This window comes from Ferrovibrio sp. (assembly GCF_964218355.1).
Taxonomy (GTDB): domain Bacteria; phylum Pseudomonadota; class Alphaproteobacteria; order Ferrovibrionales; family Ferrovibrionaceae; genus Ferrovibrio.
The window spans coordinates 79,962-105,220 of record NZ_CAXPMC010000009.1; the positions used below are offsets into that span (position 1 = coordinate 79,962).

Annotated in this window: 19 protein-coding genes; 14 read left to right on the forward strand and 5 right to left on the reverse strand. The window is 67.9% G+C overall.

Annotation, left to right across the window (positions count from 1 at the left end):
* Positions 1–38: 38 nt before the first annotated feature.
* The gene (locus tag ACEQZY_RS04475; protein WP_341704846.1) at positions 39–452 is read right to left on the reverse strand and encodes a helix-turn-helix transcriptional regulator; all 414 of its coding nucleotides are present in this window, start codon (positions 450–452) and stop codon (positions 39–41) included.
* 546 nt (positions 453–998) lie between these two features.
* On the opposite strand from ACEQZY_RS04475, the gene ACEQZY_RS04480 reads away from it, so the two are divergent.
* Genes ACEQZY_RS04480 through ACEQZY_RS04495 form a run of 4 tightly spaced genes read left to right on the forward strand, consistent with a single transcriptional unit; the run spans position 999 to position 6,368 of the window.
* Positions 999–1,844 carry an outer membrane protein assembly factor BamD gene (locus tag ACEQZY_RS04480; RefSeq protein WP_370153119.1) on the forward strand — a complete coding sequence of 282 codons (846 nt, stop codon included), beginning with the start codon at positions 999–1,001 and terminating at the stop codon, positions 1,842–1,844.
* Between the two features lie 31 nt (positions 1,845–1,875).
* Positions 1,876–3,561: a DNA repair protein RecN gene (gene recN, locus ACEQZY_RS04485; protein WP_341704847.1), complete on the forward strand. Its 1,686-nt coding sequence runs from the start codon at positions 1,876–1,878 to the stop codon at positions 3,559–3,561.
* Between the two features lie 13 nt (positions 3,562–3,574).
* Entirely contained in the window at positions 3,575–5,677 is a 2,103-nt protein-coding gene (ligA, locus tag ACEQZY_RS04490) for an NAD-dependent DNA ligase LigA (protein ID WP_370152623.1), read from the forward strand.
* Positions 5,678–5,681: 4 nt separating this feature from the next.
* Complete coding sequence (locus ACEQZY_RS04495) at positions 5,682–6,368, forward strand: 3'-5' exonuclease (protein ID WP_370152625.1); 687 nt, start codon at positions 5,682–5,684, stop codon at positions 6,366–6,368.
* Positions 6,369–6,408: 40 nt separating this feature from the next.
* Here ACEQZY_RS04495 and ACEQZY_RS04500 read toward each other — a convergent pair whose 3' ends face one another.
* Entirely contained in the window at positions 6,409–8,406 is a 1,998-nt protein-coding gene (locus ACEQZY_RS04500) for an aminopeptidase P family protein (RefSeq protein WP_370152627.1), read from the reverse strand.
* A 195-nt stretch (positions 8,407–8,601) separates the two neighbouring features.
* On the opposite strand from ACEQZY_RS04500, the gene ACEQZY_RS04505 reads away from it, so the two are divergent.
* Positions 8,602–8,955, forward strand: coding sequence for a DUF1127 domain-containing protein (locus tag ACEQZY_RS04505; RefSeq protein WP_341703498.1), 354 nt, complete (start codon positions 8,602–8,604; stop codon positions 8,953–8,955).
* Between the two features lie 433 nt (positions 8,956–9,388).
* Positions 9,389–9,736 carry a DUF1127 domain-containing protein gene (locus ACEQZY_RS04510; RefSeq protein ID WP_370152629.1) on the forward strand — a complete coding sequence of 116 codons (348 nt, stop codon included), beginning with the start codon at positions 9,389–9,391 and terminating at the stop codon, positions 9,734–9,736.
* A 44-nt stretch (positions 9,737–9,780) separates the two neighbouring features.
* On the opposite strand, the gene ACEQZY_RS04515 is transcribed toward ACEQZY_RS04510, so the two are convergent.
* Both ACEQZY_RS04515 and ACEQZY_RS04520 read right to left on the reverse strand, forming a co-directional pair.
* The gene (locus ACEQZY_RS04515) at positions 9,781–10,674 is read right to left on the reverse strand and encodes a 50S ribosomal protein L11 methyltransferase (RefSeq protein WP_370152631.1); all 894 of its coding nucleotides are present in this window, start codon (positions 10,672–10,674) and stop codon (positions 9,781–9,783) included.
* Positions 10,675–10,708: 34 nt separating this feature from the next.
* Positions 10,709–13,069, reverse strand: coding sequence for an ATP-dependent helicase (locus tag ACEQZY_RS04520; RefSeq protein WP_370152633.1), 2,361 nt, complete (start codon positions 13,067–13,069; stop codon positions 10,709–10,711).
* Between the two features lie 110 nt (positions 13,070–13,179).
* Here ACEQZY_RS04520 and ACEQZY_RS04525 point away from each other — a divergent pair, with 110 nt between their 5' ends.
* The 6 genes from ACEQZY_RS04525 (at position 13,180) to ACEQZY_RS04550 (ending at position 20,974) form a co-directional block, all read left to right on the forward strand.
* Entirely contained in the window at positions 13,180–14,586 is a 1,407-nt protein-coding gene (locus ACEQZY_RS04525) for an FAD-binding oxidoreductase (protein ID WP_370152635.1), read from the forward strand.
* A 13-nt stretch (positions 14,587–14,599) separates the two neighbouring features.
* Positions 14,600–15,331 carry a hypothetical protein gene (locus tag ACEQZY_RS04530; RefSeq protein ID WP_341703503.1) on the forward strand — a complete coding sequence of 244 codons (732 nt, stop codon included), beginning with the start codon at positions 14,600–14,602 and terminating at the stop codon, positions 15,329–15,331.
* 211 nt (positions 15,332–15,542) lie between these two features.
* Positions 15,543–16,931 carry a class II 3-deoxy-7-phosphoheptulonate synthase gene (locus ACEQZY_RS04535; protein ID WP_370152637.1) on the forward strand — a complete coding sequence of 463 codons (1,389 nt, stop codon included), beginning with the start codon at positions 15,543–15,545 and terminating at the stop codon, positions 16,929–16,931.
* Positions 16,915–18,117 carry a nicotinate phosphoribosyltransferase gene (locus tag ACEQZY_RS04540; protein WP_370152639.1) on the forward strand — a complete coding sequence of 401 codons (1,203 nt, stop codon included), beginning with the start codon at positions 16,915–16,917 and terminating at the stop codon, positions 18,115–18,117. Before ACEQZY_RS04535 ends, ACEQZY_RS04540 begins: the two co-directional genes overlap by 17 nt.
* 45 nt (positions 18,118–18,162) lie before the next feature.
* Complete coding sequence (locus tag ACEQZY_RS04545) at positions 18,163–19,149, forward strand: TAXI family TRAP transporter solute-binding subunit (protein ID WP_370152641.1); 987 nt, start codon at positions 18,163–18,165, stop codon at positions 19,147–19,149.
* Positions 19,150–19,177: 28 nt separating this feature from the next.
* On the forward strand, positions 19,178–20,974 hold the full coding sequence (locus ACEQZY_RS04550; protein WP_370152643.1) for a TRAP transporter permease: 1,797 nt from the start codon (positions 19,178–19,180) through the stop codon (positions 20,972–20,974).
* 120 nt (positions 20,975–21,094) lie between these two features.
* On the opposite strand, the gene ACEQZY_RS04555 is transcribed toward ACEQZY_RS04550, so the two are convergent.
* Positions 21,095–22,105 (reverse strand): NADP-dependent oxidoreductase, encoded by a 1,011-nt coding sequence (locus ACEQZY_RS04555; RefSeq protein WP_341703508.1) that lies wholly within the window; start codon positions 22,103–22,105, stop codon positions 21,095–21,097.
* A gap of 149 nt (positions 22,106–22,254) precedes the next feature.
* Between ACEQZY_RS04555 and ACEQZY_RS04560 the strand changes: the two genes are divergently transcribed.
* Positions 22,255–23,931, forward strand: coding sequence for an NAD+ synthase (locus tag ACEQZY_RS04560; protein WP_370152645.1), 1,677 nt, complete (start codon positions 22,255–22,257; stop codon positions 23,929–23,931).
* Positions 23,928–25,253 (forward strand): glutamate--tRNA ligase, encoded by a 1,326-nt coding sequence (gene gltX / locus ACEQZY_RS04565; protein ID WP_370152647.1) that lies wholly within the window; start codon positions 23,928–23,930, stop codon positions 25,251–25,253. The genes ACEQZY_RS04560 and gltX overlap by 4 nt, the downstream gene beginning before the upstream one ends.
* The last annotated feature ends 6 nt before the right edge of the window (positions 25,254–25,259 follow it).

Genomic DNA, 25,259 nt, shown 5'->3' on the forward strand with positions numbered 1-25,259 from the left:
CGAACCTCGCGGTCCGGAAGGCGGATGGCTGCCGCTGGTCAGTTGCCGGTGACGGGAAGGCCGGCCTCGCCGGTCTCCTCGTCCTTGTAGCGGCTGGCAATGCTCTTGATCAGGCCGGCCACGGCCGAGCGGATCGTGGTGTCCTCGATGTCGCTGAAATTGCGCACCAGCTCGATGGTCGAACGGTTCTTGCCGCCATGCTCCATCGGACGGCTTTCCAGCGTGTCCTTCAGGCCGTCGAAGAAATAGGCCATGTCGACATTCAGGCGCTGGGCGATCTCGAACAGGCGGCCGGCGCTGACACGGTTGGCGCCGGTCTCGTATTTCTGGACCTGCTGGTAGGAAATCTTCAGCGAGTTGGCGAGTTCCTCCTGGGTCAGGCCCAGTTCGGTCCGGCGCGACCGGATCCGCTCGCCGACATACTCGTCAACACGCGTGGCAATCTTTCCCATCTGTCATACCCCTTGGCGAAGCCTTTGGTTCTTGTTCGTCTCTTCTGGCGGCGGACGATTCTGTCCGTAAAAGCATCCGGGCAAGGCCGGTTCCGTCACCAGGGCCCTGCCGGATGAGGGGCCCAGATGGCGCAGAACGGAACCGCGAGATTCCGGTACTGGGGCGGGCGCCGGACAGGCGCCTCAGCACCCGCAGGCAGGATATAGTCCGTCCCGGATATCTCGTGAGCAGGGCATGGTCCGGACCGCAAGGTCCTCCGGCAGGGCATTCTACCCGCTTGGCGGGATTAAACCCTGCCTGAACAATGACCGCAGAGACATCTCTACCTCTAATACGCGAATAACTCACGCAGGAAAATCGTTCAGAAGTATAGGTGGCTGTTTTACCCGGAAAACCGGGAATAGTTCTTCCGCCGCCATCCGGAGGCCATGGCCTGTCCGAAAGGCGTAGTCGCGGCAGGGATTTGCCGCCCGAGTCACGCCCGGCATTTCCGGTGCCCGGCTTGATTTTGCCGGGGTGGCATGCGACAGAATTCGGCCATGCCGATGCTCGCCAGACCGGATTCGTCGCGCCTGCTGATGCCGCTGCGACAGGCCCTCGCCGTCGCGTTCGTGGCGCTGGCGCTGGCAGCCTGCGACAAGTCCGAGCCGCCCTATGTCGAGCGGCCGGTCGAGGATCTCTACAACGGGGCCATGAACGCGGTCGCGGCCAACAACTGGGAGGCCGCCGCCCGCGGTTTCGACGAGGTCGAGCGCCAGCATCCCTATTCGGTCTGGGCGACCAAGGCCCAGGTGATGGCAGCCTATGCCTATTACCAGAAAAACAACTACACCGAGGCCGTTTCCGCGGCCCAGCGCTTCCTGCAGCTGCATCCCGGCAATAAGGATGCGCCGTATGTCTATTATCTGATCGGGCTCTGCTATTACGAGCAGATCACCGATGTCGGCCGCGACCAGAAGATCACCCAGCAGGCGCTGGCCGCGCTGGAGGAAGTGGTGCGCCGCTATCCGTCCAGCGAATATGCCCGCGATGCGCGCCTCAAGATCGACCTGACCCGCGACCATCTGGCCGGCAAGGAAATGACCATCGGCCGCTATTACCTGCGGCAGGGCCTGTATATCGCCGCCATCAACCGCTTCCGCGCCGTGATCGAGAATTACCAGACCACGACCCATGTGCCGGAAGCCCTGCATCGCCTGACCGAGGCCTATCTGTCGCTCGGCGTGCTGAGCGAGGCGCAGAATGTCGCTGCCGTGCTGGGCTACAATTATCCCGGCAGCGAATGGTATGCCGACACCTACAGCCTGCTGACCGGCCAGAAGGTCGCCTCGGGCGACAGCCCGAAGGAAGGCGAGGGCTGGTTCGGCCGGACCTGGCGATCCATTTTCTGAGCGCCGGACGGCGCCGAGCGGGCGGGCCACCATGCTGACCAACCTGAGCGTCCGCGACATCGTGCTGATCGAGCGCCTCGATCTGGCCTGCGATGCGGGTCTCGGCGTGCTGACCGGCGAGACCGGCGCCGGCAAATCGATCCTGCTGGATGCGCTGGGGCTTGCGCTTGGCCGCCGTGCCGATGCCGGTCTCGTGCGCAGCGGCGCCACGCAGGGCGTGGTCTCCGCCGCTTTCGACCTGCCGGCGAAGCACCCGGCGCGGGCCCTGCTCGCCGAGCAGGGCATTGACGAGGCCGGCGACGAACTGGTGCTGCGCCGCGTGCTGGGCGCCGATGGCAAGAGCCGCGCCTTCATCAACGACCAGCCGGTCAGCGTCGCGCTGCTGCGCCGCATCGGCGATACGCTGGTCGAGATTCACGGCCAGAATGACGAGCAGGGCCTGACCGATGCCGCCGTGCACCGGGCGCTGCTGGACGAGTATGCGGGTCTGGACCGCGATGTGGCCGGCCTGCGCGATGCCTATCAGGCGATGCGGGCGGCGGAGGCGGCTCTGGCCGGCGCCGCGGAAGCGGCCGAGCAGGCCCGCCGCGAGGAAGATTTCCTGCGCCACGTCACGGCCGAACTCGAGACGCTGAAGCCGCAGCCAGGCGAGGAGCAGGAGCTGGCCCAGCAGCGCAGTCTGCTGCAGGCCGGCGAGAAACTGGCGGCCGCCATGCAGGAGGCGCAGGGTGCGCTGGAACAGGGCGGCGGTGTCGATGCCCGGCTGCGGGCCTGCCTGCGTGCGCTGGAACGGGTGGCGGAGCGGGCGGCCGGCAAGCTGGACGCCCTGATCGCCCAGGCCGACCAGGTGCTGCTGCAGGCCGGCGAGCTGGCTGCCGCGATCGACAGCACGGCGCGCGAACTCGATCTCGATCCGGGCCGGCTGGAGCGTGTCGAGGAGCGGCTGTTTGCCCTGCGCGCGGCGGCCCGCAAGCATAACGTGGCGGTCGATGACCTCGCCGCGCTGGCGGAACGCTACGCCGAGAGGCTGGCCCTGATCGACAACCAGACCGCCTCGCTGGCAAAGCTGGAAAAGGCTGCCGCCGAGGCGAAGGCGGCCTACCAGGCGAAGGCCGGCACCATTTCGGCGGCGCGGCGCAAGGCGGCGGCAAAGCTGGACAGGGCGGTGGCCGGCGAACTCGGTCCGCTGAAGCTCGGGGCCGCGGTCTTCACGACATCCGTCGAGGCGCTGCCGCCCGAGCAATGGAGTGCCGAGGGCGCCGACCGCGTGCAGTTTCTGGCCGCCACCAACCCGGGCACCGCGCCGGGGTCGCTGGCGAAGATCGCATCGGGCGGCGAGCTCAGCCGCTTCATGCTGGCCCTGCGCGTGGTTCTGGCGGGGCGCGGTGCTGCGGGAACGCTGATCTTCGACGAAGTGGATCGTGGCGTCGGTGGTGCCACGGCGGCGGCCGTGGGCGAGCGGCTGGCCCGGCTGGCCGACCGCGTGCAGGTGCTGGTGGTCACCCATTCGCCGCAGGTGGCGGCAAAGGGCGGCCAGCACTGGCGCATCGCCAAACGCGAGACCGGCCCGGCGAAGAACCGCAGCACCCTGACCGAGGTGGCACCGCTGGCCGCACCCGACCGCCGCGAGGAAATCGCCCGCATGCTGGCCGGCGCCACCATCACCGATGCGGCCCGCGCCGCTGCCGACAGCCTGCTGGCCGGGCACGAGGCATGAGGAGCCGGGCTTGATGAGCCGCCAGCGCGAGAAGCCGGTCGCCGATCTGGGGCCGCGCCAGGCAAAGCTGGAGCATGCCCGGCTGGAAGAGGAAATCGCCGAACACGACAGGCGTTATCACCAGCAGGATGCGCCCACGGTTTCGGATGCCGAATACGACGCGATGAAGCGTCGTCTGCTGGAAATAGAAGAGCGGTTCCCCGATCTTGCCACGCTCGGCGGCGCCTCGGCCCGCGTCGGCGCGGCTCCGGCGGCCGGTTTCGCCAAGGTGCGGCATGCCCGGCCGATGCTGTCGCTCGACAATGCCTTCGCCGAGGGCGAGGTGGCGGATTTTCTCGGCCGCATCCGCCGCTTCCTCAACCTGAAGATCGATGACGAGCTGGTGCTGCTGGCCGAACCGAAGATCGACGGCCTGTCGGCCAGCCTGCGCTACGAGAAGGGCGAACTGGTGCGCGCCGCCACCCGCGGCGACGGCCAGGAGGGCGAGGATGTCACCGCCAATATCCGCACCCTGCAGCAGGATGTGCCGCACCGGCTGAAGGGCAGAGGCTGGCCGGATGTGCTGGAGGTGCGCGGCGAGGTCTACATGACCCGCGCGGATTTCCTCACCCTGAATGCCGCGCAGGAAAAGGCCGGTGCCAAGATCTTCGCCAATCCGCGCAATGCCGCCGCCGGCAGCCTGCGCCAGCTCGATGCCACGATCACCGCGAAACGCCCGCTGCGGTTCTTCGGCTATTCCTGGGGCGAGGTCTCCGCGCCGCTGGGGGCTCGGCTGACGGAGGTGCGCGACAGGCTGGCAGGCTGGGGTTTCACCCTGAACAGCCCGGTGGCGGTCTGCCGCAGCCACGACGAGCTGATCGCCTATTACCGCGACATCGCGGCACAGCGCGCGACGCTGCCCTTCGACATCGACGGCGTGGTCTACAAGGTCGACCGGCTGGACTGGCAGGAGCGGCTCGGCTTCGTCAGCCGTTCCCCGCGCTGGGCCATCGCCCATAAATTCCCGGCCGAACAGGCACAGACCGTGCTGGAGAATATCGATATCCAGGTCGGCCGCACCGGCGCGCTCACCCCCGTCGCCAAGCTGAAGCCGGTGAATGTCGGCGGCGTGCTGGTCTCCAATGCCACCCTGCATAACGAGGACGAGATCCGCCGCAAGGATGTGCGCATCGGCGACACCGTGATCGTGCAGCGTGCCGGCGACGTGATCCCGCAGGTGGTCAGTGTCGTGCTCGACCGCCGGCCGGAAGGCGCCGGTGAATTCGTCTTCCCGACCCGCTGTCCGGTCTGCGGCCAGCCGGCCGAACGCGAGGCAGATGCATCGGGGGCCGAGGATGTCGTGCGTCGCTGCACCGGCAGCGTCAGCTGCCCGGCCCAGGCGATGGAGGGCCTGCGCCATTTCGTATCGCGCAGTGCCTTCGACATCGAGGGGCTGGGCGAGAAGCAGATCACGGCTTTCTACGAATGGGGCTGGGTGAAGCAGCCGGCCGACATCTTCCGCCTGCAGGACCATGCCGCCGAGCTGCAGAAGAAGGACGGCTTCGGCGAGACATCGGTGGCCAAGCTGATGGCCGCCATCGGTCAGCGGCGGACCATCGGCTTCGACCGCTTCATCCATGCGCTGGGCATCCGCCATGTCGGGCAGGAGCGCGCGCGCCTCGTCGCCATGCATTACCCGGACGTGCGCAGCTGGCTGGATGCCATGGATGCCGCGAAGGACCGCGCGGGCGAGGCCTGGGCCGATCTCAACAGCATCGACAAGATGGGCGAGGTGGTGGCCGATGCCATCGTCGGTTTCTGCACCCGGCCGCAGAGCCGTGCGGTGATCGAGGCCCTGCTGAAGGAACTGACCGAGGTGGTGCCGCCGGAGCGGCCGGCACAGGATTCGCCCGTGGCCGGCAAGACGGTCGTCTTCACCGGCAGCCTGGAGCGCTTCACCCGCGACGAGGCCAAGGCCCGCGCGCTCGGCCTCGGTGCCAAGGTGGCCGGATCGGTCTCCAGGAAAACCGATTATCTGGTGGCAGGCCCCGGCGCCGGCAGCAAGCTGGCCGAGGCCCAGAAGCACGGCGTGGCGGTGCTGACCGAGGATGAGTGGCTCGCGCTGATCGGCGGGTGAGCCGATGCTGACCGAGCAGCCGATCCCGCCCATTGCCGCCACGGCCGGCAGCATCGCCATTGCACTCGATTTCGAAACCGCCAGCGCGGCGCCCGGCGCGGTCTGCTCGGCCGGGCTGGCCTGGATCGGGGCTGACCGGCGGGTGACCCATACCGCACACAGGCTGGTGCGGCCTCACGACATGCGCTTTCATCCGATGAATGTCGCCATCCACGGCATCCGGCCCCATGACGTGGAATTCGAGCCGGAATTCCCCGGCCTCTGGGACGAGCTGCTGCCGCATCTGGAGCAGACGCCGTTGCTGCTGGCGCATAATGCCGGTTTCGATATCGGCGTGCTGCGGACGGCACTGAAGCTTTACGGCATCGAGCCGCCGCGGCTGGCCTATCTCTGCACGGTCAAGATCGCCCGCGCCCAATGGCCCGACCTGCCGGACCACAGGCTGCCCACCGTGGCCGGGCATCTGGGGCTGGAGCTGCGGCATCACGCCGCCGACAGCGACGCGGCGGCCTGTGCCGGCATCGCACTGGCGGCCATGGCGGCACAGGAGAAAGCCACCCTGGACGAAAGCCTGCCGGCGCTGGGCATCCGGCCGGGCCGGCTGGAACCCGGCTACCACGAACCCTGTTCGTCGTCGTCGGAACGGCGTGCCGCCTTCCGCCGTCACCGCCTGCCGCTCTGGCTGCGCTGACGGCGCGGCAGCCGCTATGCCCCTAACGGGGTAGCAGCCGTTATGCCCCTAACGGGGCGGTCGCCTGTTTCAGCCAGGCGCGGGTATCGTCGTCCACCTGCGGCGCGATCTCCTGCCAGACCAGCGCGTGATAGGCATCGATCCAGCCCACCTCCTGCGGGGTCAGCAGGGTCAGGTCGATCAGCCGCCGGTCGATCGGCGCGCGGGTCAGGGTCTCGAAGCCGAGCCAGCGCCTGCCGTTCTCGGCCTTTTCGGTCTCCACGCGCACCGCCACCAGATTCTCGATGCGGATGCCGTAAGCGCCGGTCTTGTAGTAGCCCGGCTCGTTGGAGACGATCATGCCGGGCTTCAGCGGCACCGCGCTGCCCAGCTTGGCGATGCGCTGCGGGCCTTCATGCACCGACAGATAGCTGCCGACGCCATGGCCGGTGCCGTGATCGTAATCGAGGCCGGCCTCCCACAGGCAATGCCGCGCCAGCGCATCGAGCTGCTGGCCCGAGGTGCCTTCGGGGAAACGCGCGCGGGCCAGGGCGATATGGCCCTTCAGCACGCGGGTGAAGCGGTCGCGCATCTCCGGCGCGGGCTGGCCGTCGCCGATGAAGACCGTGCGGGTGATGTCGGTGGTGCCGTCGGGATACTGGCCGCCGGAATCGACCAGATAGAGATTGCCGGGTTCCAGCAGCCGGGCGGTCTGCGGGGTCACCCGGTAATGCACGATGGCGCCGTTGGGGCCGGACCCGGAAATGGTGGTGAAGGACAGGTCGCGCAGTTCGTTGGACAGCCGGCGGAAGCTTTCCAGCTTGCCGGCTGCGGCGATCTCGTCGACATGGCCCTTCGGCGCTTCCGCGTCCAGCCAGGCAAGGAAACGGCTGACCGCGGCACCGTCGCGGCGATGGGCCGCGCGGCTGCCATCCAGTTCCGCATCGGTCTTGCAGGCCTTGGGCAGCAGGCAGGGATCCTCGGCGCGCAGCAGCGTGGCGCCGGCGGCCTCCAGCCGGTGCAGCAGGGCGGCGCCGCTGGTGGCCGGATCGACCTGCACGGTCTGCTTTGCCGTCCCCAGCGCATCCAGCGCGGCGGCGAAAGCCTCCGGTGCCTGCAGGCGCACGGCCGCGCCGAGATGGCGGCGTACCTCGTCGCCCAGCTTGCGGCCGTCGATGAACAGGTCGACGGCCGCATCGGCATGCAGGATCGCCATCGACAGCGGCAGGGGGGTATGCGGCACGTCGCTGCCGCGGATGTTCAGCAGCCAGGCGATCGATTCCGGCAGGGTCAGCACCACGGCGGCGGCGCCCCTGGCCTGCACGGCGGCGGCGATCTGGCCGCGCTTGCCGGCGGCATCGCGGCCGGCCAGCGCGTCGTCCTGCACGATCACCGGGCTCAGCGGCGGCGGCGGCTGGTCGGTCCAGACGATGTCGACGAGGTTGCGGTCGGCGGTGACCAGCGTGGCGCCGGCGCTGCGGCAGGCGGCTTCCAGCTTCTTCAGTCCGTCCTCGGTATGCAGCCAGGCATCGCAGGCGAGCCGGTCGCCCGGCTTCAGCGCCGTCTTCAGCCAGTCGGCCGGCGGATCGTCGGAAATATGGCGGCGCTCGCACAGACTGCCATCGACCTGCTGCTCCAGCTGCAGGGTGTAGCGACCGTCGCTCCAGATGCCGGCGCGGTCGCGCAGCACGATGGCGATGCCGGCTGAACCGGTGAAGCCGGTCAGCCAGCTCAGCCGCTGCGCCCGCAGCGGCACGTATTCGCTCTGGTATTCGTCGGTCAGCGGCACCACGAAGCCGGCGAGATCCTGACGCTGCAGTTCGGCGCGCAGTGCAGCCAGCCGGCCGGGAATGGCGGCGCGGTCCTCGATGGCGGCGGCATACTGCGCGGCCAGCGCGGCGACCGTCTGCTCGGCCGCGCCGGGGGCCAGCGGCAGAGCACGCGGCAGCAGGGCGAGGCCGGGAAATTTGCCGAAAGCGGGCGGGGCCGCGGCGACGCCGCGCAGCAGGGCGGCGAGGTCGGCGGGCAGGGCGGTCAGGTCCGGCTGGTGCAGGGTCATCGGATAACCTGTTGGTGACTCAATAGGATAATGGGGCGGAAGTCAAAAACTGTCCATGCCCAGCTATGCGTTTTCTGCAATACTGTGTAGGCAAACAATCAGAGCTAACCCGTTGTTTCTTATAGGGTGCAGTGCAATATTCCCGTCGTGGCCGCGATGCACAGAACAGCCCGGCCACAGAAACTGGAGACGACCATGCAGACCCTGCGCACCGAGACCGTTTATGCCTTTCCGGCGAACCTGGCGCCGCTGAGCCCCGCCGAAATCGAGGCTTATGCGCGTCGTGTCCGCGCCGAAACCCTGGCCCGGCTGATTGCCGCCGGCTGGACCCGCCTGACCGCCATTGCCGGCCGCTTCGGCACCTATCTGGCGCAGCGCCGCGCCATCGACGAGCTGTCGGCCCTGGACGACCAGATGCTGCGCGATATCGGCCTCAGCCGTTCGGAGATCCCGGCGGCCGTGGCCGGCCTGATCGAGCGGCCGATCCTCGCCGTCAACGAGAACCAGGCCGGCAAGGTGACCCGCCTGGTGCCGCGCGAAGCGGCCTGAGGCGGCAGCCTGGTCATACGCTTTTACGGGTTCCTGTCCCCCTTGGAACCCGATTTCGGCGCCGGATCGCGCCCTGTTTTCCCAGCGTCCCCCTCCCCCCGTCTGGGTGTGACGCGATCCGGCGACCGAGTTCAGAAGGCACAGCCCAGGCTGTGCCTTTTGTCTGTCCGGAGCCATTCGCTATGCGCATGGCAGCCCCGATTTCAGCGCGAATCTGCATCCTCTCTAGGCTGATCAATTTCCGGGCAGCGATCCGAGGCAGGATGGTCATTTTTTCTACACAATTGATTCTGTTGCAGATTTCATAAAAATTCCGCTTGCGAATCACTTTGTGCAGTGCAATATTTACGACAGTCATGCTGACATGATTTGAAGAGTGCAAGGCATGACGGAGGAACACCCGGGGCGGCTTCATCCAAGCAAGGAGATGGCCATGAAAACCCCGATCGAGCAGACCAACAGCCTCAACAGCTATTCCTACCACTATCTCGGCCTGAGCGATTTCGTTCAGCTGGAGATGGAAGCCCGCCGCATGCGCGCCCGCGCCATTGCCGGCGCCATCCGTCATGCCTGGCGCTATCTGGCCGACAGCTTCCGTCGCCAGGTTGCCGAGGCCGAGCTGCGCAGCCTGGACGACCGCACCCTGCATGACATGGGCCTGAACCGCTCCAGCATCCCGGCCGCCGTGGCCGGCGAAGTCTGGCGCCCCGGTGCACCGTCGAATGACGCCGCTGCCGCCAAGGTGCAGACCCTGAAGGTGAAGGCGGAAGCCGCCGCCTGATCCGCAGGCCGCAGCCGGAGCGGGGGGGGCTCCGGCGGGCGGCGTCAGGATCGCCGCCGGCTGAAAACCAGCGTGTGCCAGCCCTCGCGGGCGATGCGCCGCTGCAGCACCAGCCCGGTCGCCCGGTAGCGGGCGACGATCAGCCGCTCCTCGCGGGCCAGCAGCCCGGAGAGGACGAGATGCCCGCCCGGCGCCACCCGCCGGGCCAGCCCGGTCGCCATGCGGCAGAGCGGGTCGGCCAGGATGTTGGCCACCACCAGATCATAGCGGCCGGCAAGACGCGGATCCGCGGGCCGGCTTGCGGTCAGGGCGCGGATGCGGCCGGCCAGTCCGTTGCGCCGCACGTTCGCCGCGGTGACGGCCACCGCCACCGGGTCGATATCGGCGGCGACAATCCCGCGGGCGCCGGCCTTTGCCGCCGCCATGGCCAGAATCCCCGATCCGGTTCCCATATCCAGCATGCGCCGCGGACGTTGCCGCCGGCACAGGGCATCGATGGCCATCAGGCAGCCATAGGTCGAGGGCGCGCGGCCGGTGCCGAAGGCCAGCCCGGCATCCAGCAGCAGGGCGAGGGCGCCCGGCGGCACCGCATCGGCGTCGTGGCTGCCAAAGACGAAGAAGCGCCCGGCCGCGATCGGCGCATTCACCACATTGGTATGGCGCACCCAGTCCTGCGGCGGCAGATGGGCGAAGCGGATCACCGGCGCAAGGCCGAGCGCGGCCGCAACTTCCGCCAGCCGCGCGCGCCATGCCGCCTCGTCGGGCGGTGCATCGAACAGCACCTGCACCCGCCAGTCCGGACTGACCGCCACGCCGGGCTTCAGGACTTCATAGGAGGTGACGGCGATGCCGGCCTCGCCCAGCAGGTCCTCGGCGGCGGCAACCAGGCCGACCGGCACGTCCAGTTCGACCGACCAGAATTCGGGAGAGAGCGGCATGGCCAGAGCTTTCTAAGGGACCGGACGTTCGCTGTCAGGTTTTCTCGACGAAGGAGGCAATGACCCGCTTCTCGCCGGCCTTCTCGAAGGCAATGAGAAGCTTGTTGCCCTCGATGGCGCGGATGCGGCCATAGCCGAATTTCAGGTGGAAGACGCGGTCGCCGATGCCGAAGGCAAGGTCGTCGGGACTGTGCTGGGGGACATCATCCTCGATGCGCCGCGCGCGCCCTTCGATCAGGCCGGCCCCGGCAGCCGGCCGGCGCGCCTGCGGCGCGAAATTCCAGGTATGGCCGGCATAACCGGCACGGCCGCCCGGCGCCGGTGCCGCATCCTCGGCAAAGCCGCCATAGCCGCCCTGCATGTCGCGGTAGAGCCCGGCCTGCGAACGCTGTTCGACATGCTCGGACGGCAGCTCGTCGATGAAGCGCGAGGGGATTGCCGAATTCCACTGGTTGTAGATGCGGCGGTTGGCGGCAAAGCTGACATGGGCGCGCCTGCGGGCGCGGGTCAGGCCGACATAGGCCAGCCGCCGTTCTTCTTCCAGGCCGGCGGTGCCGCTGCCCTCCAGCGCGCGGCGGCTGGGGAACAGCTCCTCCTCCCAGCCGGGCAGGAAGACATAGTCGAATTCGAGGCCCTTCGCCGCATGCAGGGTCATCAGGCTGACCATCTCGGCATCCTCGGTATTCTCGGTATCCATCACCAGCGCCACGTGATCGAGGAAGCCGGCGAAATTCTCGAAATCGCCCAGCGCGCCGATCAGCTCTTTCAGGTTTTCCAGACGGCCCGGCGCTTCGGGCGACTTGTCTTCCTGCCACATGCGGGTATAGCCGGATTCATCGAGGATGATCTCGGCCACCTCGGTATGCGGCAGTTCGGCAGCCTGGCGGCGCCAGCGCTCGAAATCGCCGAGCAGGCCCTTCAGGGTGTTGCGCTGCCTGGGCTTGATCTCGTCGGTCTGCAGCAGGTCGGCCAGTGTTGCGGTCAGGGATTTGCCGGCGGCGCGCGCCGCCCTGTGCAGCATCTGGATCGTGGTTTCGCCGAGGCCGCGTTTCGGCACATTGACGATGCGCTCGAAGGCGAGGTCGTCGTCGGGCTGCATGACCACACGGAAATAGGCGATGGCGTCGCGGATCTCGCGCCGTTCGTAGAAACGCAGGCCGCCGACCACCCGATATTTCATGCCGATGGTCATGAACCGCTCCTCGAAGGCACGGGTCTGGTGGCCGGCGCGCACCAGGATGGCGACCTGGTTCAGCGACACGCCCTCGCGCTCCAGCGTCTCGATCTCCTCGCCGGCGACGCGGGCTTCCTCGTCGCCGTCCCATACGCCCTGCACGATGACCTTCTCGCCCTCGTTGAGGTCGGTCCACAGGGTCTTGCCCAGCCGGCTTTCGTTATGGGCGATCAGGCCCGAGGCGGCGCCGAGGATATGCGGCGTCGAGCGGTAGTTGCGTTCCAGCCGCACGATCTTCGCGCCGGGAAAGTCGGTCTCGAAACGCAGGATGTTGCCGACCTCGGCGCCGCGCCAGCCGTAGATCGACTGGTCATCATCGCCCACGCAGCAGATGTTGTGGTGCTTCTGCGCCAGCAGGCGCAGCCACAGATACTGCGCCACGTTGGTGTCCTGGTATTCGTCGACCAGGATGTAGCGGAACTGGTGCTGGTATTTCTGCAGCACCTGCTCGTGTTCGCGGAACAGCGTCAGGTTATGCAGCAGCAGGTCGCCGAAATCGCAGGCATTCAGCTGCAGCAGGCGCTCGCAGTACAGCCGGTAGAGCTGCGGCCCCTTGCCCTCGGCAAAGCCCTTCTCGCTGTCGGGCAGCTTCGCCGGGGCGAGGCCGCGGTCCTTCAGGCGGTCGAACTGTGCCTTCAGCAGGCGCGGTGGCAGCTGCTTTTCGTCCAGCCCCTCGGCCTCGATGATCTGCCGGATCAGGCGCAGCTGGTCGTCGTCGTCGAGGATGGTGAAATTCTGCTTCAGGCCGACCAGCTCGGCATGGCGGCGCAGGATACGGTTGGCGATGCCGTGGAAGGTGCCCAGCCACAGGCCCTCGACGGCATCGCCGACCAGCTGGCCGACACGCTCGCGCATCTCGCGGGCGGCCTTGTTGGTGAAGGTGACGGCGAGGATCTGGCTCGGCCAGGCCAGCCGGCGGTAGAGGATGTTGGCCAGCCGCGACACCAGCACGCGGGTCTTGCCGGTACCGGCCCCGGCCAGCACCAGCAGCGGGCCGTCCAGATGGGCCGCGGCCTCGCCCTGGGCCTCGTTCAGGCGGCTGAGCCAGTCGGGGGCGGGCAGGGTGGCGCCGCGCGCGGCTTCCGGCGGCGGCGCGGCCGCTTCCGGCTCGAATCCGGACAGGTCGAAGGGGTCGGAGGACATGCCGCCTACATAACCCATGCGGCCCTGCCGGGCCACCTTTGCGGGGCCGGTGCCAGGCCGGGCCCTTCGGCAATTGCCCCGCCGGCTGCAACGCGGTACCTCTATTGATAATCCAAGGAGAAACCGCCATGGCCGTCGCCGCCGTCCAGCCCCGCCTGTCCCCCGCCGCCACCGAAGTGGCGCTCGCCGCGCTGAAAACCCTGCTGGGCGACCGCTTCACCACCGCCCAGGCGGTGCGCGAGCAGCATGGCCGCGACGAATCGTGGAACCCGCCTTTCCCGCCCGATGCCGTGCTGTTCCCGCACAGCACCGAGGAAGTGGCCGAGATCGTGAAGATCTGCGCCGCCCATGGCCTGCCGATCATTCCCTATGGTGCCGGCACCTCGCTGGAGGGCCATGTCTCCGCCATGCAGGGCGGCGTCTGCCTCGACCTGATGCAGATGGACAAGGTGCTCAAGGTCAATGCCGAGGATCTCGACGTCGTCTGCCAGCCCGGCGTCACCCGCAAGGCGCTGAACGAATACCTGCGCGATACCGGCCTGTTCTTCCCGATCGATCCCGGCGCCAATGCCTCGATCGGCGGCATGGTCTCGACCCGCGCCAGCGGCACCAACGCCGTGCGCTACGGCACCATGCGCGAGAATGTGCTGGCGCTGACCGTGGTGATGGCCGACGGCCGCATCATCCGCACCTCCAAGCGGGCCAAGAAATCGGCGGCCGGCTATGACCTGACCCGGCTGTTCACCGGCGCCGAGGGCACGCTCGGCATCATCACCGAGGTCACCCTGAAGCTGTATGGCATCCCCGAGGCGATGTCGTCGGCAATCTGCTCGTTTGCCACCCTGGAGGGCGCGGTGAACACCGTGATCCAGACCATCCAGGCCGGCATTCCGGTGGCGCGCATCGAACTGCTGGACGATGTGCAGGTCGATGCCATCAACCGCTATTCCAAGACCGACATGCCGGTGCAGAACCTGCTGATGCTGGAATTCCACGGCAGCGAGGCCGGCGTGGCCGAACAGGCCGAGATGGTGCAGGCCATCGCCAGCGACCATGGCGGCAACAATTTCCAGTGGACCACCAAGGCCGAGGAGCGCGCCAAGCTGTGGCAGGCGCGCCACGATGCCGCCTATGCCGCGAAGGCGCTGCGCAAGGGCGCCGAGGTCTGGGCCACCGATGTCTGCGTGCCGATCTCGCGGCTGGCCGAATGCATCCTCGAAACCAAGGAGGATGTCGTGAAAACCGGGCTGACTGCGCCTCTCGTGGGGCATGTCGGCGACGGCAATTTCCATCTCGCCATCGTGCTCGACCGCAACAATCCCGACGAGGTCGCCACCATCGAGGCCTTCAACGAGCGGCTGGTGCATCGTGCCCTGCGCATGGAGGGCACCAGCACCGGCGAGCATGGCATCGGCCGCGGCAAGATGAAGTATCTGACCGCCGAGCATGGCGAGGCGGTCGGCGTGATGCGGGCGATCAAGAAGGCGCTCGATCCCGACAACCTGCTCAATCCCGGCAAGATCTTCAGCCTGTAGGACCGGCAGCGACATGGCGATCAACACGCTGCTGTTCCAGCTGACGGCGAAGTCGGTCCAGCTGCTGCGCGAGCGGGCCGGCCAGCGGCGGCTGTCGGCACTGGCTTTCGCCTATCCCGACTTCATCATGCCGAAGGAGGCGCTGGAACAGGTGCTGGGCGCCGATTTCGTGCAGGGCCTGCCGGAGCGGCCGGACAGTGCCGCGGTGCGCAAGATGCATGGCGGCTCGGGCCCAGTCTACGATTCCATGGCCCTGCTGGACCGGCTGGGCATCGATCTGGCCATCGTCGATGTCGTCGCCCTGCGCGGCATCGAGCGGATCATCGACCTCAACGACCCGCTGCCTGACGACCTGCGGCGGCGCTTCGACCTGGTGATCGACCCCGGCACCTGCGAGCATTGCTTCAATGTCGGCATGGCCTTCCGCAATGTCTGCGAGGCGGTCGGGCCGGGCGGCTTCCTCGTCCATAACGCGCCGTTCACCTTCATCAACCACGGCTTCTGGAATTTCTCGCCCACCGTCTATCCCGACTATTTCGACGCCAACGGCTTCAAGCTGCATTACCTGGGCGGCCAGGCCCTGCAGGCCGATGGCAGCCACAAGAGCTTTCCGGTCGATGCCTTCCGGCGCTTCGCCGCCCCCCTGAACGGCATCCTCTATGTGGCGGCCGAGCGCATCGACGACCGCCCGCCGGTCTGGCCGGTGCAGCACAAATACAAGGCCATGCTGGGGGCCAAGGGATAGCGGCCGGCGGGGCGCCGGGGCCGGGCCCGGCGCCAGGCAGGGGGCAGGGCCGGTTTCCCGGCCGCTTACCGGGAAATTCGGCGTGGCGACTCGGGCGACTGGAAAAGCCCGGGCCGACGCCCTATTCTGGAATTCCTGAAGAAAAGCCGTAGGCATACAAAGCAGTTACAACCGTAACTGTTGCGGCAGAAAGGTCGAGACGAGGTCACTGATGAGTGCGCGCAACTGGTCGCCGGAATCCTGGCGAGGCAAACCGATCCGGCAGGTGCCGGATTATCCCGACGCCGCGGCGCTGGCCGCCGTGGAGGACAAGCTTGCCAAGTTTCCGCCGCTCGTCTTTGCCGGCGAGACCCGCAACCTGATGGCGTCGCTGGCCGAGGTGGCCGAAGGCCGTGCTTTCCTGCTGCAGGGCGGCGACTGCGCCGAGAGCTTCGCCGAGTTCAACGCCAACAAGATCCGCGACACCTTCCGCGTGCTGCTGCAGATGGCGGTGGTGCTGACCTTCGGTGCCTCGCTGCCGGTGGTCAAGGTCGGCCGCATGGCCGGCCAGTTCGCCAAGCCGCGGTCCTCGCCGACCGAAAAGCGCGGCGATGTCGAGCTGCCCAGCTATCGCGGCGACATCATCAACGGCATGGATTTCACCCCCGAGGCCCGCATCCCGGACCCGAACCGGCAGCTGGAGGCCTACAGCCAGGCCGCCGCCTCGCTGAACCTGGTGCGCGCCTTCGCCCATGGCGGCTATGCCGACCTGCACCGGGTGCATGGCTGGAATCTCGGCTTCGTGGCGAAAAGCCCGGAGGCCGAGCGCTGGCAGGACCTGGCCGCGCGCATCACCGAATGCCTAGCCTTCATGGAGGCCTGCGGCATCACCCCGGACAAGACCAACGAGCTGCGCACGGTGGATTTCTACACCAGCCACGAGGCTCTGCTGCTGGGCTACGAGCAGGCGATGACCCGCGTGGATTCCACCTCGGGCGAGTGGGTCGACACCTCGGCCCACATGCTGTGGATCGGCGACCGCACCCGCCAGCCGGACGGCGCCCATGTCGAGTTCCTGCGCGGCGTGATCAACCCGATCGGCCTGAAATGCGGCCCGACCACCGATCCGGACGAGCTGATCCGCCTGATCGATGCGCTGAACCCGCAGAACAAGCCCGGCCGCCTGACCCTGATCGCCCGCATGGGACACGACAAGGTGCACAAGCACCTGCCGGCGCTGGTGCGCAAGGTGGCGCAGGAAGGCCGCAAGGTGGTGTGGTCCTGCGATCCGATGCATGGCAACACCCTGACCGCCGCCTCGGGCTACAAGACCCGGCCGTTCGACCGCATCCTGTCGGAAGTGCGCCAGTTCTTCGAGGTGCATCTGGCCGAGGGGACGCATGCCGGCGGCATCCATCTGGAACTGACCGGCCAGGATGTCACCGAATGCATGGGCGGCGCCCAGGCGATCGGCGACGACGACCTGTCCAGCCGCTACCACACCCATTGCGACCCGCGGCTGAATGCCTCGCAGTCGCTGGAACTGGCCTTCCTGATCGCCGAGATGCTGAAGATCGAGCGCGGCAACCGCGGTGTCCTGCGCCATGCCGCACAGGCCTGACGGCAGCCGCACGGCGGTCGGCCAGGCCGGCGTGACCCAGCTCGTGCCGCCGGCCCAGGCGGCCGAGCTGGAGCGTCAGATCGCCGATCATACCGACGCCTATTTCAAGAAGACCAAGGAGATCGTCGGGCGCACCGGCGACAAGACGGTCACCTATGCGGTGTTCATGCGCCGTCCGGTGATCTTCTGTCCGCGCCTGGTGGTGGAATGGCTGGAAAAGGTGGCGGCGGCGCGCGGCGTCCGCTTCGACATCCAGCTGCGCCACGAGGAAGGCACCTGGGTCGGCGCCGGCGAGCCGCTGCTGTACCTGACCGGGCCGATGTCGCAGATCGTCGATCTCGAAACCCTGTACCTGCAGAAGCTGGGCGCCGCCTGCGTTGCCGCCTACAACGCCTATTCGATGTGCTGCGACCTGCCCAATGCGCGCTTCCTCGCCATGGATGCGCGCCACTGCGCCGGTGCCGAGATGGCCGAGATGATGGCCTATGCGGCATCCGTCGGCGGCCGCGCGGCGCGGCGCGATGTCGGCGCCGCCGGCTTCATCGGCAATGCCACCGATGCCACCGCGCATTATTTCGGCAACGACAAGGGCTTCGGCACCATGCCGCATGCCCTGATCGGCTATGCCGGCAGCACCCTGCGCGCCGCCGAGCTGTATGCCGAGACCTTCCCCGGCGAGCAGATGACCGTGCTGGTCGACTATTTCGGCCAGGAGGTCACCGACGCGCTGGCGGTCTGCAACCGCTTCCCCGAGGCGGCGCAGGAAGGCCGGCTGGCCGTGCGGCTCGATACCCATGGCGGCCGCTATGTCGAGGGGCTGGACCCGCAGGCATCCTATGCCGTGCTGGAGCGCCATGTGCCCAACGCCATCCGCCAGTACCGTACCGAGGCTGAGCTGCGCTGGCTGGTCGGCACCGGCGTGTCGGCGGCGGCGATCTACCACATGCGTGCCACGCTGGATCGGGCCGGCTTTTTCAACGTGAAGATCGTCGCCTCGTCGGGCTTCAACGCCGCCAAGTGCAAGGTGATGGCCAGCGTGGCCGCGCCGATCGACATTGTCGGCACCGGCTCCTACCTTCCCGACAGCTGGACCGAGACTTACGCCACCGCGGATATCGTCGCCTATGACGGTGTGCCCAGCGTGAAGGTCGGCCGCGAATTCCTGTTGCAGAAACAGGGCGGCTGAGCCAAAACTGTCCGCCTACAAATGAACTATTGGGGGGAGGAACCCATGCGTCGTCTTGCCGCGCGCCTCGCGCTCGCCGTTTCCGTCGTCGCCCTTGCTGCCGGCGGCCTTGCCGCCACGGCCCAGGCCCAGAGCCGCATCACCCTGAAATCCGCCACGGCATCGTCGTCCTACTACGTGATGATGGTGCAGCTGGGCGAGGTTCTGCGGGCCGAGACCAAGGGCCAGATCCAGGCCACCGTCGAGGAAAGCCAGGGTTCGGTCCAGAATGTGAAGGAAGCCGGCAAGCGGCCGGGCAATTTCGTCTTCACCACGCCGCCCAGCCTGATCGCCGCCGCCCGCGAGGGCAAGAAGCCCTTCGAGGGCGAAACCGGCTATGACGTGATCCGCACCCTGTTCGTGATGCCCTACGTGACCGTGCATTTCGTGGTGCGCGAGGACAGCGGTGTTGCGCAGATCGCCGACCTGGCCGGCAAGGACTTCATCTCCGGCGGCCGCGGCACCTTCTGCGACGGCCGCACGCGCACGATCTTCAAGCTGCTCGGCCTGGAGGACAAGGTCAATTTCGTCGATGTCGAGCTGGCCTCGGCCGACAATGCGCTGAAGAACCGCAAGATCACCGGCTATGCCACCTGCTCGTCGCATCCGACGCCGCAGCTGCAGGAACTGGCCACCACCACCGCGATCCGCATCCTGCCGATCAGCGCCGAGCAGGCCGACGTGCTGGTGAAGAACGACCCGTCCTCCAGCCCGATCACCATCGCCAAGGGCACCTACAAGGGCGTCGATGTCGATGTGCCCACCGTCGGCGTGCCGGTCGGCGCCTATGGCACCACCCATATGGACGACGCGACGGCCTATGCCATCGTCAAGGCCTTCTGGGCCAAGAAGGACGAGATGGCCAAGACCAACCCGTGGTGGGCGGCGGTCAGCCCGCAGCTGATCGGGGCGTTGGGCAACACCAAGCTGCATCCCGGCGCGCTGAAGTATTACAAGGAGGCCGGCGTCACCATCCCGGCCGGCATGCAGTAAGCAGCAGGACGGAGCACCAGGCCGGATCATGCAGTCCCAGGATGCCGGCGCGCGGCCGGGCAGCGTTCTTCTTCTCTGTGCCGCGATCACCGTCGGCATCCATGTCTGGCTGATCTTCACCGGCCTGGTGCCCAACCTGGTCAGCCGGCCGCTGCATTTTGCGGCGGCTCTGCCCTGGATTTTCGTCTTTGCCCGGGCCCGCAACGGCATCGAGCGGTGGACCGGCTTCGCCGCCGGCGCCTTCGGCCTGGCCGGCGCCGCCTACCTGATCGTCGACCGCAAGGCGGTGCTGGACCAGTATGGTTCGCTGGACGGCAGCCTGTGGCAGTTCGTGCTGGCCTTCGGCCTGATCGCCGTGGCGCTGGAAATGGCCCGCCGCGCGGTGCAGCCGGTGCTGCCGGCCGTGGCCGTGCTGTGCCTGCTGTACGGCTTTTTCGGCCAGCATCTGCCCGGCACGCTCGGCCATCCCGGCCTGCCGGCGGATTATTTCCTTGGCAGCCTGGTGCTGGCCGAGGGCGGCCTGTGGGGCCAGCTGACCGGCATTTCCATCGACCTGATCGTACCGTTCATGATCCTCGGCGCCGTGGTCTCGGCCGGCGAGGCCGGTCGCGGCTTCATGGCGCTGGCGACCCAGCTGGCCGGCGGCTACCGTGCCGGCGCGGCCAAAGTCTCGGTGCTGGCCTCGGCCCTGTACGGCACCATCTCCGGCTCGGCCTCGGCCAACGTGGCCTCGGTCGGCGCCATCACCATCCCGGGCATGATCCGCATGGGCTATCCGCGGCCGTTATCGGCGGCGGTGGAGGCCGTCGCCTCCACCGGCGGCCAGATTATGCCGCCGGTGATGGGCTCGGCCGCCTTCATCATGGCCGAACTGATCCGCAAGCCCTATGCCGACATTGCCGTCGCCTCGGTGCTGCCGGCGGTGCTGTTCTTCTTCGTCGCCTGGGTTGGCGTGCATTACTTCGCTCTGCGCTTCGGCCTCAAGGCGCTGCCGGCCGACGAGCTGCCGGGCTGGCGCATCGCCTCGGCCACCGCGCCGTTCTTCGCCCTGCCGCTGGCGATCCTGATCGTCATGCTGCTGGTGCTGGCCTATTCGCCGGCCTATTCGGCGATGATGGCCACGGCCGTCACCGTGGCCATGCTGGTCTGGGACGGCAGGACGAAGCGGCTGTCGCCGGCGATCTTTGCCGGCCGCTTCATGGTGGCACTGGTCGATGCGGCGCGGCAGATCGCGCTGATCGCCGCCATCATCATCTGCTCGGGCCTGATCGTCGGCGTCTTCCACGCCACCGGCCTCGGCGTGAAGATCACCGGCCTGATCCTCGACCTTTCGGGCGGCAACCTGTGGGCGGCGCTGGCGCTGACCGCCCTGGCCTGCGTGATCCTCGGCATGGAGCTGCCGACCACGGCGGCCTACCTGATCTGCGTGGCCGTCGCCGGTCCGGCTCTGGTCAGGCTGGGCCTGCCGGAACTGCATGCCCATATGTTCGTGTTCTGGTATGCGCTGCTCTGCACGATCACGCCGCCGGTCTGCGGCACGGTCTTCGTCGCCGCCTCCATTGCCGGCACGCCCTGGCTGCCGGTGGCCGGCATGGCCATGCGCATCGGCCTCGGGCTGTTCCTGATCCCGCTCGGCTTCGTCGCCAATCCCGCGCTGATGGACCTGGCCGGCCAGCCTTGGCTGGCCATGCTGGCCGCCGCCAAGATCGGCGCCGGCCTCGTGCTGCTGTCCTGGGGCCTGATCGGCAGCACCGGCAGCCTGCTGCTCCGGGCCGGCGCCGGGATTGCCGGCGCCGCCCTGATCTTCCTGTTCGGGGTGGGCTGAAAGCAAGAACCGTCGCTCCCGCGAAAGCGGGAGCCCAGCCCGAGGCACGGTTCCGGGGGCCCCCCCGCCCGTGGCCGGGTGCGGGGTCCCCGCGGGGGGGGGGACGACGACTGGATCCGCTCAGGCCTTGTCGGGGCCGATCCGCACCAGCTGCTTGCCGAAATTCTTGCCCTTCAGCAGGCCGATGAAGGCCGCCGGCGCATTCTGCAGGCCGTCGGCCACATCTTCCCGGTATTTCAGCTTGCCGGATTTGATCCAGCCGGCCATCTCCATGATCGCGCCCGGCCAGTATTCCATATGCTCGGAAATGATGAAGCCCTGCACCTTCGCGCGGTTCACCAGCACATGGCGCATGCCGGTAAACGGGAAGGGCTGGCCGTTATACTGGGCGATCAGGCCGCAGATCGAGACACGCGCAAAGCCGTTCAGCCGGCCGAACACCATTTCCATGATCTCGCCGCCGACATTCTCGAAATAGACATCGACGCGGTCCGGCGTCGCAGCCTTGAAGGCGGCATGCATGTCCGGGCCCTTGTAGTCGATGCAGGCATCGAAGCCCAGCTCGTTGACCACGTAGTCGCATTTCTCCTGGCCGCCGGCGATGCCGACCACGCGGCAGCCCTTGATCTTGGCGATCTGGCCGACCACCGAGCCGACCGCGCCGCTGGCCGCCGAGACCACCACGGTCTCGCCGGCCTTGGGCTGGCCCAGCGCCATCAGGCCGTAATGGGCGGTGCAGCCGGGCATGCCCAGAACGCCCAGCGAGGTGGAGACGGGGGCGATCTTCGGGTCCAGCACCCGCAATTCCTTCGCCGTGGCGACGCCGTATTCCTGCCAGCCCAGCATGCCGTTGACATACGTGCCGACGGGCAGGGCGGCATCGTTGCTCTCGATCACCGTGCCGACCGTGCCGCCGCCCATCATGTCGCCGGGCTTCAGATGCGCCGCGTAAGAGCGCACCGGGTCCATGCGGCCGCGCATGTAGGGGTCCAGCGACAGCCAGATATTGCGCACCAGCACCTGGCCCGGACCCGGCTTCGGGATGTCGCGGGCGACGATCTCGAAATCCGCCTCGGTGACCCAGCCCTTGGGGTGCTGTTTCATCAGAACCTGGGTGTTTTTCCCGCTCATGGCGTTTCCCTTTCACATGTCCCGGCCGGATTTCCGGCCCCGATTTGGCCCCTGATTGCCCTGGCGCAGGGCTATCTAAGGCAGTCGCGGACACTGTAAACTGCCGCAGCTATTGAGATAAGCCTGCCGTAGGGTTAACCCTGTCCGCCATGACCGCCGCCCCGCCCGACCAGCTCCGCATCGCGCTTGCCCAGGTGAATCCCGTCATGGGCGACATCGCCGGCAATGCCGCCCTGATCGCCACCACCCGCGCGAAGGCCGCCGCGGCCGGGGCCGATCTCGTCGTCTTTCCCGAACTCGCCATCCTCGGCTATCCGCCCGAGGATCTGGTGCTGCGCCCGGCGGTGCAGGAAGCCTGCGCGGCGGCGATCCGCGACCTCGCCGCGCAGACCGCCGATGGCGGTCCCGGCCTGGTGGTCGGCACGCCCTGGCGGGAGAACGGCAAGCTGTACAATGCAGCGGCCCTGCTGGATGGCGGCGCCATCGCGGCGATCCGCTACAAGCATGAACTGCCCAATTACGGCGTGTTCGACGAGAAGCGCGTCTTCGAGGCCGGTCCGCTGCCGGGGCCGGCGGTGTTCCGCGGCGTGCGGCTGGGCCTGATGGTCTGCGAGGATATGTGGTTCGCCGATGTTGCCGAATGTCTCGGCGAGACCGGTGCCGAAATCCTCGTGGTGCCGAACGGCTCGCCCTTCGATACCGCCAAATGGGATGTGCGGCTCAATCTCGGTGTCGCCCGGGTGGTCGAGACCGGCCTGCCGCTGATCTACGTGAACTATGTCGGTGGCCAGGATGAACTGGTCTTCGATGGTGCCAGCTTCGTGCTGAATGCCGACCGCAGCATGGCAGTGCGGCTGCCGGAATTCGCCGAAGACCTGACAATCACCGAATGGCAGCGCGGCAGCCAGCACTGGCGCTGCGCCCCCGGCCGCAAGGCCGAACCGCTGGCGCAGATGCCGCGCATCTACGAGGCGATGATGCTGGGCCTGCGCGACTATGTGAACCGCAACCGCTTTCCCGGCGTGGTGCTCGGCCTGTCCGGCGGCATCGATTCCGCGCTGTCGGCGGCGGTGGCGGTGGATGCGCTGGGTGCCGACCGGGTGCGCTGCGTGATGCTGCCGTCGAAATACACCTCGCAGCTCAGCCTCGACGATGCCGCGGCCTGCGCCGGGGCGCTTGGCGTCTCCTACGAGACCATCCCGATCGAGCCGGCGGTGCAGGCCTTCACCGGCATGCTGGCGCCGGCCTTCCAGGGGCGTGCGCCCGACATCACCGAAGAGAACCTGCAGAGCCGGGTACGCGGCGTCACCCTGATGGCGCTTTCCAACAAGTTCGGCCATATGGTGCTGACCACCGGCAACAAGTCGGAAATGTCGGTCGGCTATGCCACGCTCTACGGCGACATGTGCGGCGGCTATTCCGTGCTGAAGGACGTCTACAAGATGACGGTCTTCGACCTGTCGCGCTGGCGCAACACGGCGAAACCCGCCGGCGCGCTCGGGCCGGACGGCATCGTCATCCCCGACAGCATCATCCAGCGGCCGCCCTCGGCCGAGCTGCGCGAGGACCAGACCGACCAGGACAGCCTGCCGCCCTACGAGCAGCTGGATGCGATCCTCGAGATGCTGGTCGAGAAGGAGATGGCGGTGCGCGACATCGTCGCCGCCGGCCAGCCCGAGGATGTGGTGCGCCGGGTGCAGCATCTGCTGTATGTCGCCGAATACAAGCGCCGCCAGGCGCCGCCGGGCGTGAAGATCACCGCCCGCAATTTCGGCCGCGACCGCCGCTATCCGATCACCAACGGCTTCCGGGACCAGAGGAAATGACCGGCCCGGCCGTGCGTTTCGCGCCGAGCCCCACGGGCCGGCTGCATGTGGGCAATGCGCGCGGCGCGCTGCTGAACTGGCTCTATGCCCGCAAGACCGGCGGCAGCTTCCTGCTGCGCATGGACGATACCGATGCCGCGCGCTCGACCGCCGAATTCGCGGCCGGCATCGCCGACGACCTGCGCTGGCTCGGCCTCGACTGGGACAGTTTCGTCCGCCAGTCGGACCGGCTCGGCCATTATGCCGCCGCCGCCGAGGCGCTGAAGAAGGCCGGGCGGCTCTATCCCTGCTACGAGACCGCCGAGGAGCTGGAGCTGCGCCGCAAGATTCAGCTCGGCCAGAAGAAGCCGCCGGTCTACGACCGCGCCGCGCTCAAACTCAGCGATGCCGACCGCGCCAGGCTGGAGGCGGAGGGGCGCCGGCCGCACTGGCGCTTCCGCCTCGACCACGAACACACCGCCTGGGACGATCTCGTGCATGGCCATGTCGAGATCGACACGGCGTCTCTGAGCGATCCGGTGCTGGTGCGTTCGGACGGCTATCCGCTCTATACGCTCAGTTCGGTGGCCGATGACGGCGAGCTCGGCATCAGCCATGTGATCCGCGGCGAGGATCACATCACCAATACCGCCGCGCAGATCCAGATCTTCCGCGCGCTCGGCCATGCCGTCCCGGTCTTCGGGCATTTCTCGCTGCTGCTGGATGCCGAGGGCGCCGGCCTGTCCAAACGCATCGGCTCGCTCAGCCTGGCCGATCTGCGCGGCCAGGGCATCGAGCCGATGGCGCTGAATTCCCTGCTGGCCCGACTGGGCAGCGCCGATCCGGTGGTGCCATGCCGCGACATGGCGGCCCTGGTCGAGGGCTTCGATCTCGGCCGCTTCAGCCGCGCCCCGGCCCGGCTCGATCCGCACGAGCTGGACCTGCTGAACGCGAAAATCCTGCACGAGACGGAGTTCGCCGCGATCCGCGACCGCCTGCCGCCCGGCGCCACGGAAGCCTTCTGGCTGGCGGTGCGCGGCAATATCACCGGGCTGTCCGACCTCGCCGTCTGGTGGGATGTGGTGGCCGGCGAGATTGCCGGGCCGCGCGAGGATGAGGCGCTGCTGGCCGCCGCTGCCGAGACCCTGCCGGCCGCACCCTGGGACGGTGCCACATGGAAGACCTGGACCGCGGCGGTTTCCGCCAGGACGGGCGCGAAGGGCCGCAGCCTGTTCCATCCGCTGCGTTTGGCCTTGACCGGGCAGGACAAGGGGCCCGAAATGGCGGCCCTGCTGCCGCTGATCGGCCGTGACCGGGTGCTGGCCCGGCTGACCGGGAAATAGAGGAGA

What these genes read in the sequence shown, in the direction of transcription:
- ACEQZY_RS04475 (WP_341704846.1), bottom strand. Translation starts at nt 452, where the DNA reads ATGGGAAAGATTGCCACGCGTGTTGACGAGTATGTCGGCGAGCGGATC.
- ACEQZY_RS04480 (WP_370153119.1), top strand. Translation starts at nt 999, where the DNA reads ATGCTCGCCAGACCGGATTCGTCGCGCCTGCTGATGCCGCTGCGACAG.
- recN (WP_341704847.1), top strand. Translation starts at nt 1,876, where the DNA reads ATGCTGACCAACCTGAGCGTCCGCGACATCGTGCTGATCGAGCGCCTC.
- ligA (WP_370152623.1), top strand. Translation starts at nt 3,575, where the DNA reads ATGAGCCGCCAGCGCGAGAAGCCGGTCGCCGATCTGGGGCCGCGCCAG.
- ACEQZY_RS04495 (WP_370152625.1), top strand. Translation starts at nt 5,682, where the DNA reads ATGCTGACCGAGCAGCCGATCCCGCCCATTGCCGCCACGGCCGGCAGC.
- ACEQZY_RS04500 (WP_370152627.1), bottom strand. Translation starts at nt 8,406, where the DNA reads ATGACCCTGCACCAGCCGGACCTGACCGCCCTGCCCGCCGACCTCGCC.
- ACEQZY_RS04505 (WP_341703498.1), top strand. Translation starts at nt 8,602, where the DNA reads ATGCAGACCCTGCGCACCGAGACCGTTTATGCCTTTCCGGCGAACCTG.
- ACEQZY_RS04510 (WP_370152629.1), top strand. Translation starts at nt 9,389, where the DNA reads ATGAAAACCCCGATCGAGCAGACCAACAGCCTCAACAGCTATTCCTAC.
- ACEQZY_RS04515 (WP_370152631.1), bottom strand. Translation starts at nt 10,674, where the DNA reads ATGCCGCTCTCTCCCGAATTCTGGTCGGTCGAACTGGACGTGCCGGTC.
- ACEQZY_RS04520 (WP_370152633.1), bottom strand. Translation starts at nt 13,069, where the DNA reads ATGGGTTATGTAGGCGGCATGTCCTCCGACCCCTTCGACCTGTCCGGA.
- ACEQZY_RS04525 (WP_370152635.1), top strand. Translation starts at nt 13,180, where the DNA reads ATGGCCGTCGCCGCCGTCCAGCCCCGCCTGTCCCCCGCCGCCACCGAA.
- ACEQZY_RS04530 (WP_341703503.1), top strand. Translation starts at nt 14,600, where the DNA reads ATGGCGATCAACACGCTGCTGTTCCAGCTGACGGCGAAGTCGGTCCAG.
- ACEQZY_RS04535 (WP_370152637.1), top strand. Translation starts at nt 15,543, where the DNA reads ATGAGTGCGCGCAACTGGTCGCCGGAATCCTGGCGAGGCAAACCGATC.
- ACEQZY_RS04540 (WP_370152639.1), top strand. Translation starts at nt 16,915, where the DNA reads ATGCCGCACAGGCCTGACGGCAGCCGCACGGCGGTCGGCCAGGCCGGC.
- ACEQZY_RS04545 (WP_370152641.1), top strand. Translation starts at nt 18,163, where the DNA reads ATGCGTCGTCTTGCCGCGCGCCTCGCGCTCGCCGTTTCCGTCGTCGCC.
- ACEQZY_RS04550 (WP_370152643.1), top strand. Translation starts at nt 19,178, where the DNA reads ATGCAGTCCCAGGATGCCGGCGCGCGGCCGGGCAGCGTTCTTCTTCTC.
- ACEQZY_RS04555 (WP_341703508.1), bottom strand. Translation starts at nt 22,105, where the DNA reads ATGAGCGGGAAAAACACCCAGGTTCTGATGAAACAGCACCCCAAGGGC.
- ACEQZY_RS04560 (WP_370152645.1), top strand. Translation starts at nt 22,255, where the DNA reads ATGACCGCCGCCCCGCCCGACCAGCTCCGCATCGCGCTTGCCCAGGTG.
- gltX (WP_370152647.1), top strand. Translation starts at nt 23,928, where the DNA reads ATGACCGGCCCGGCCGTGCGTTTCGCGCCGAGCCCCACGGGCCGGCTG.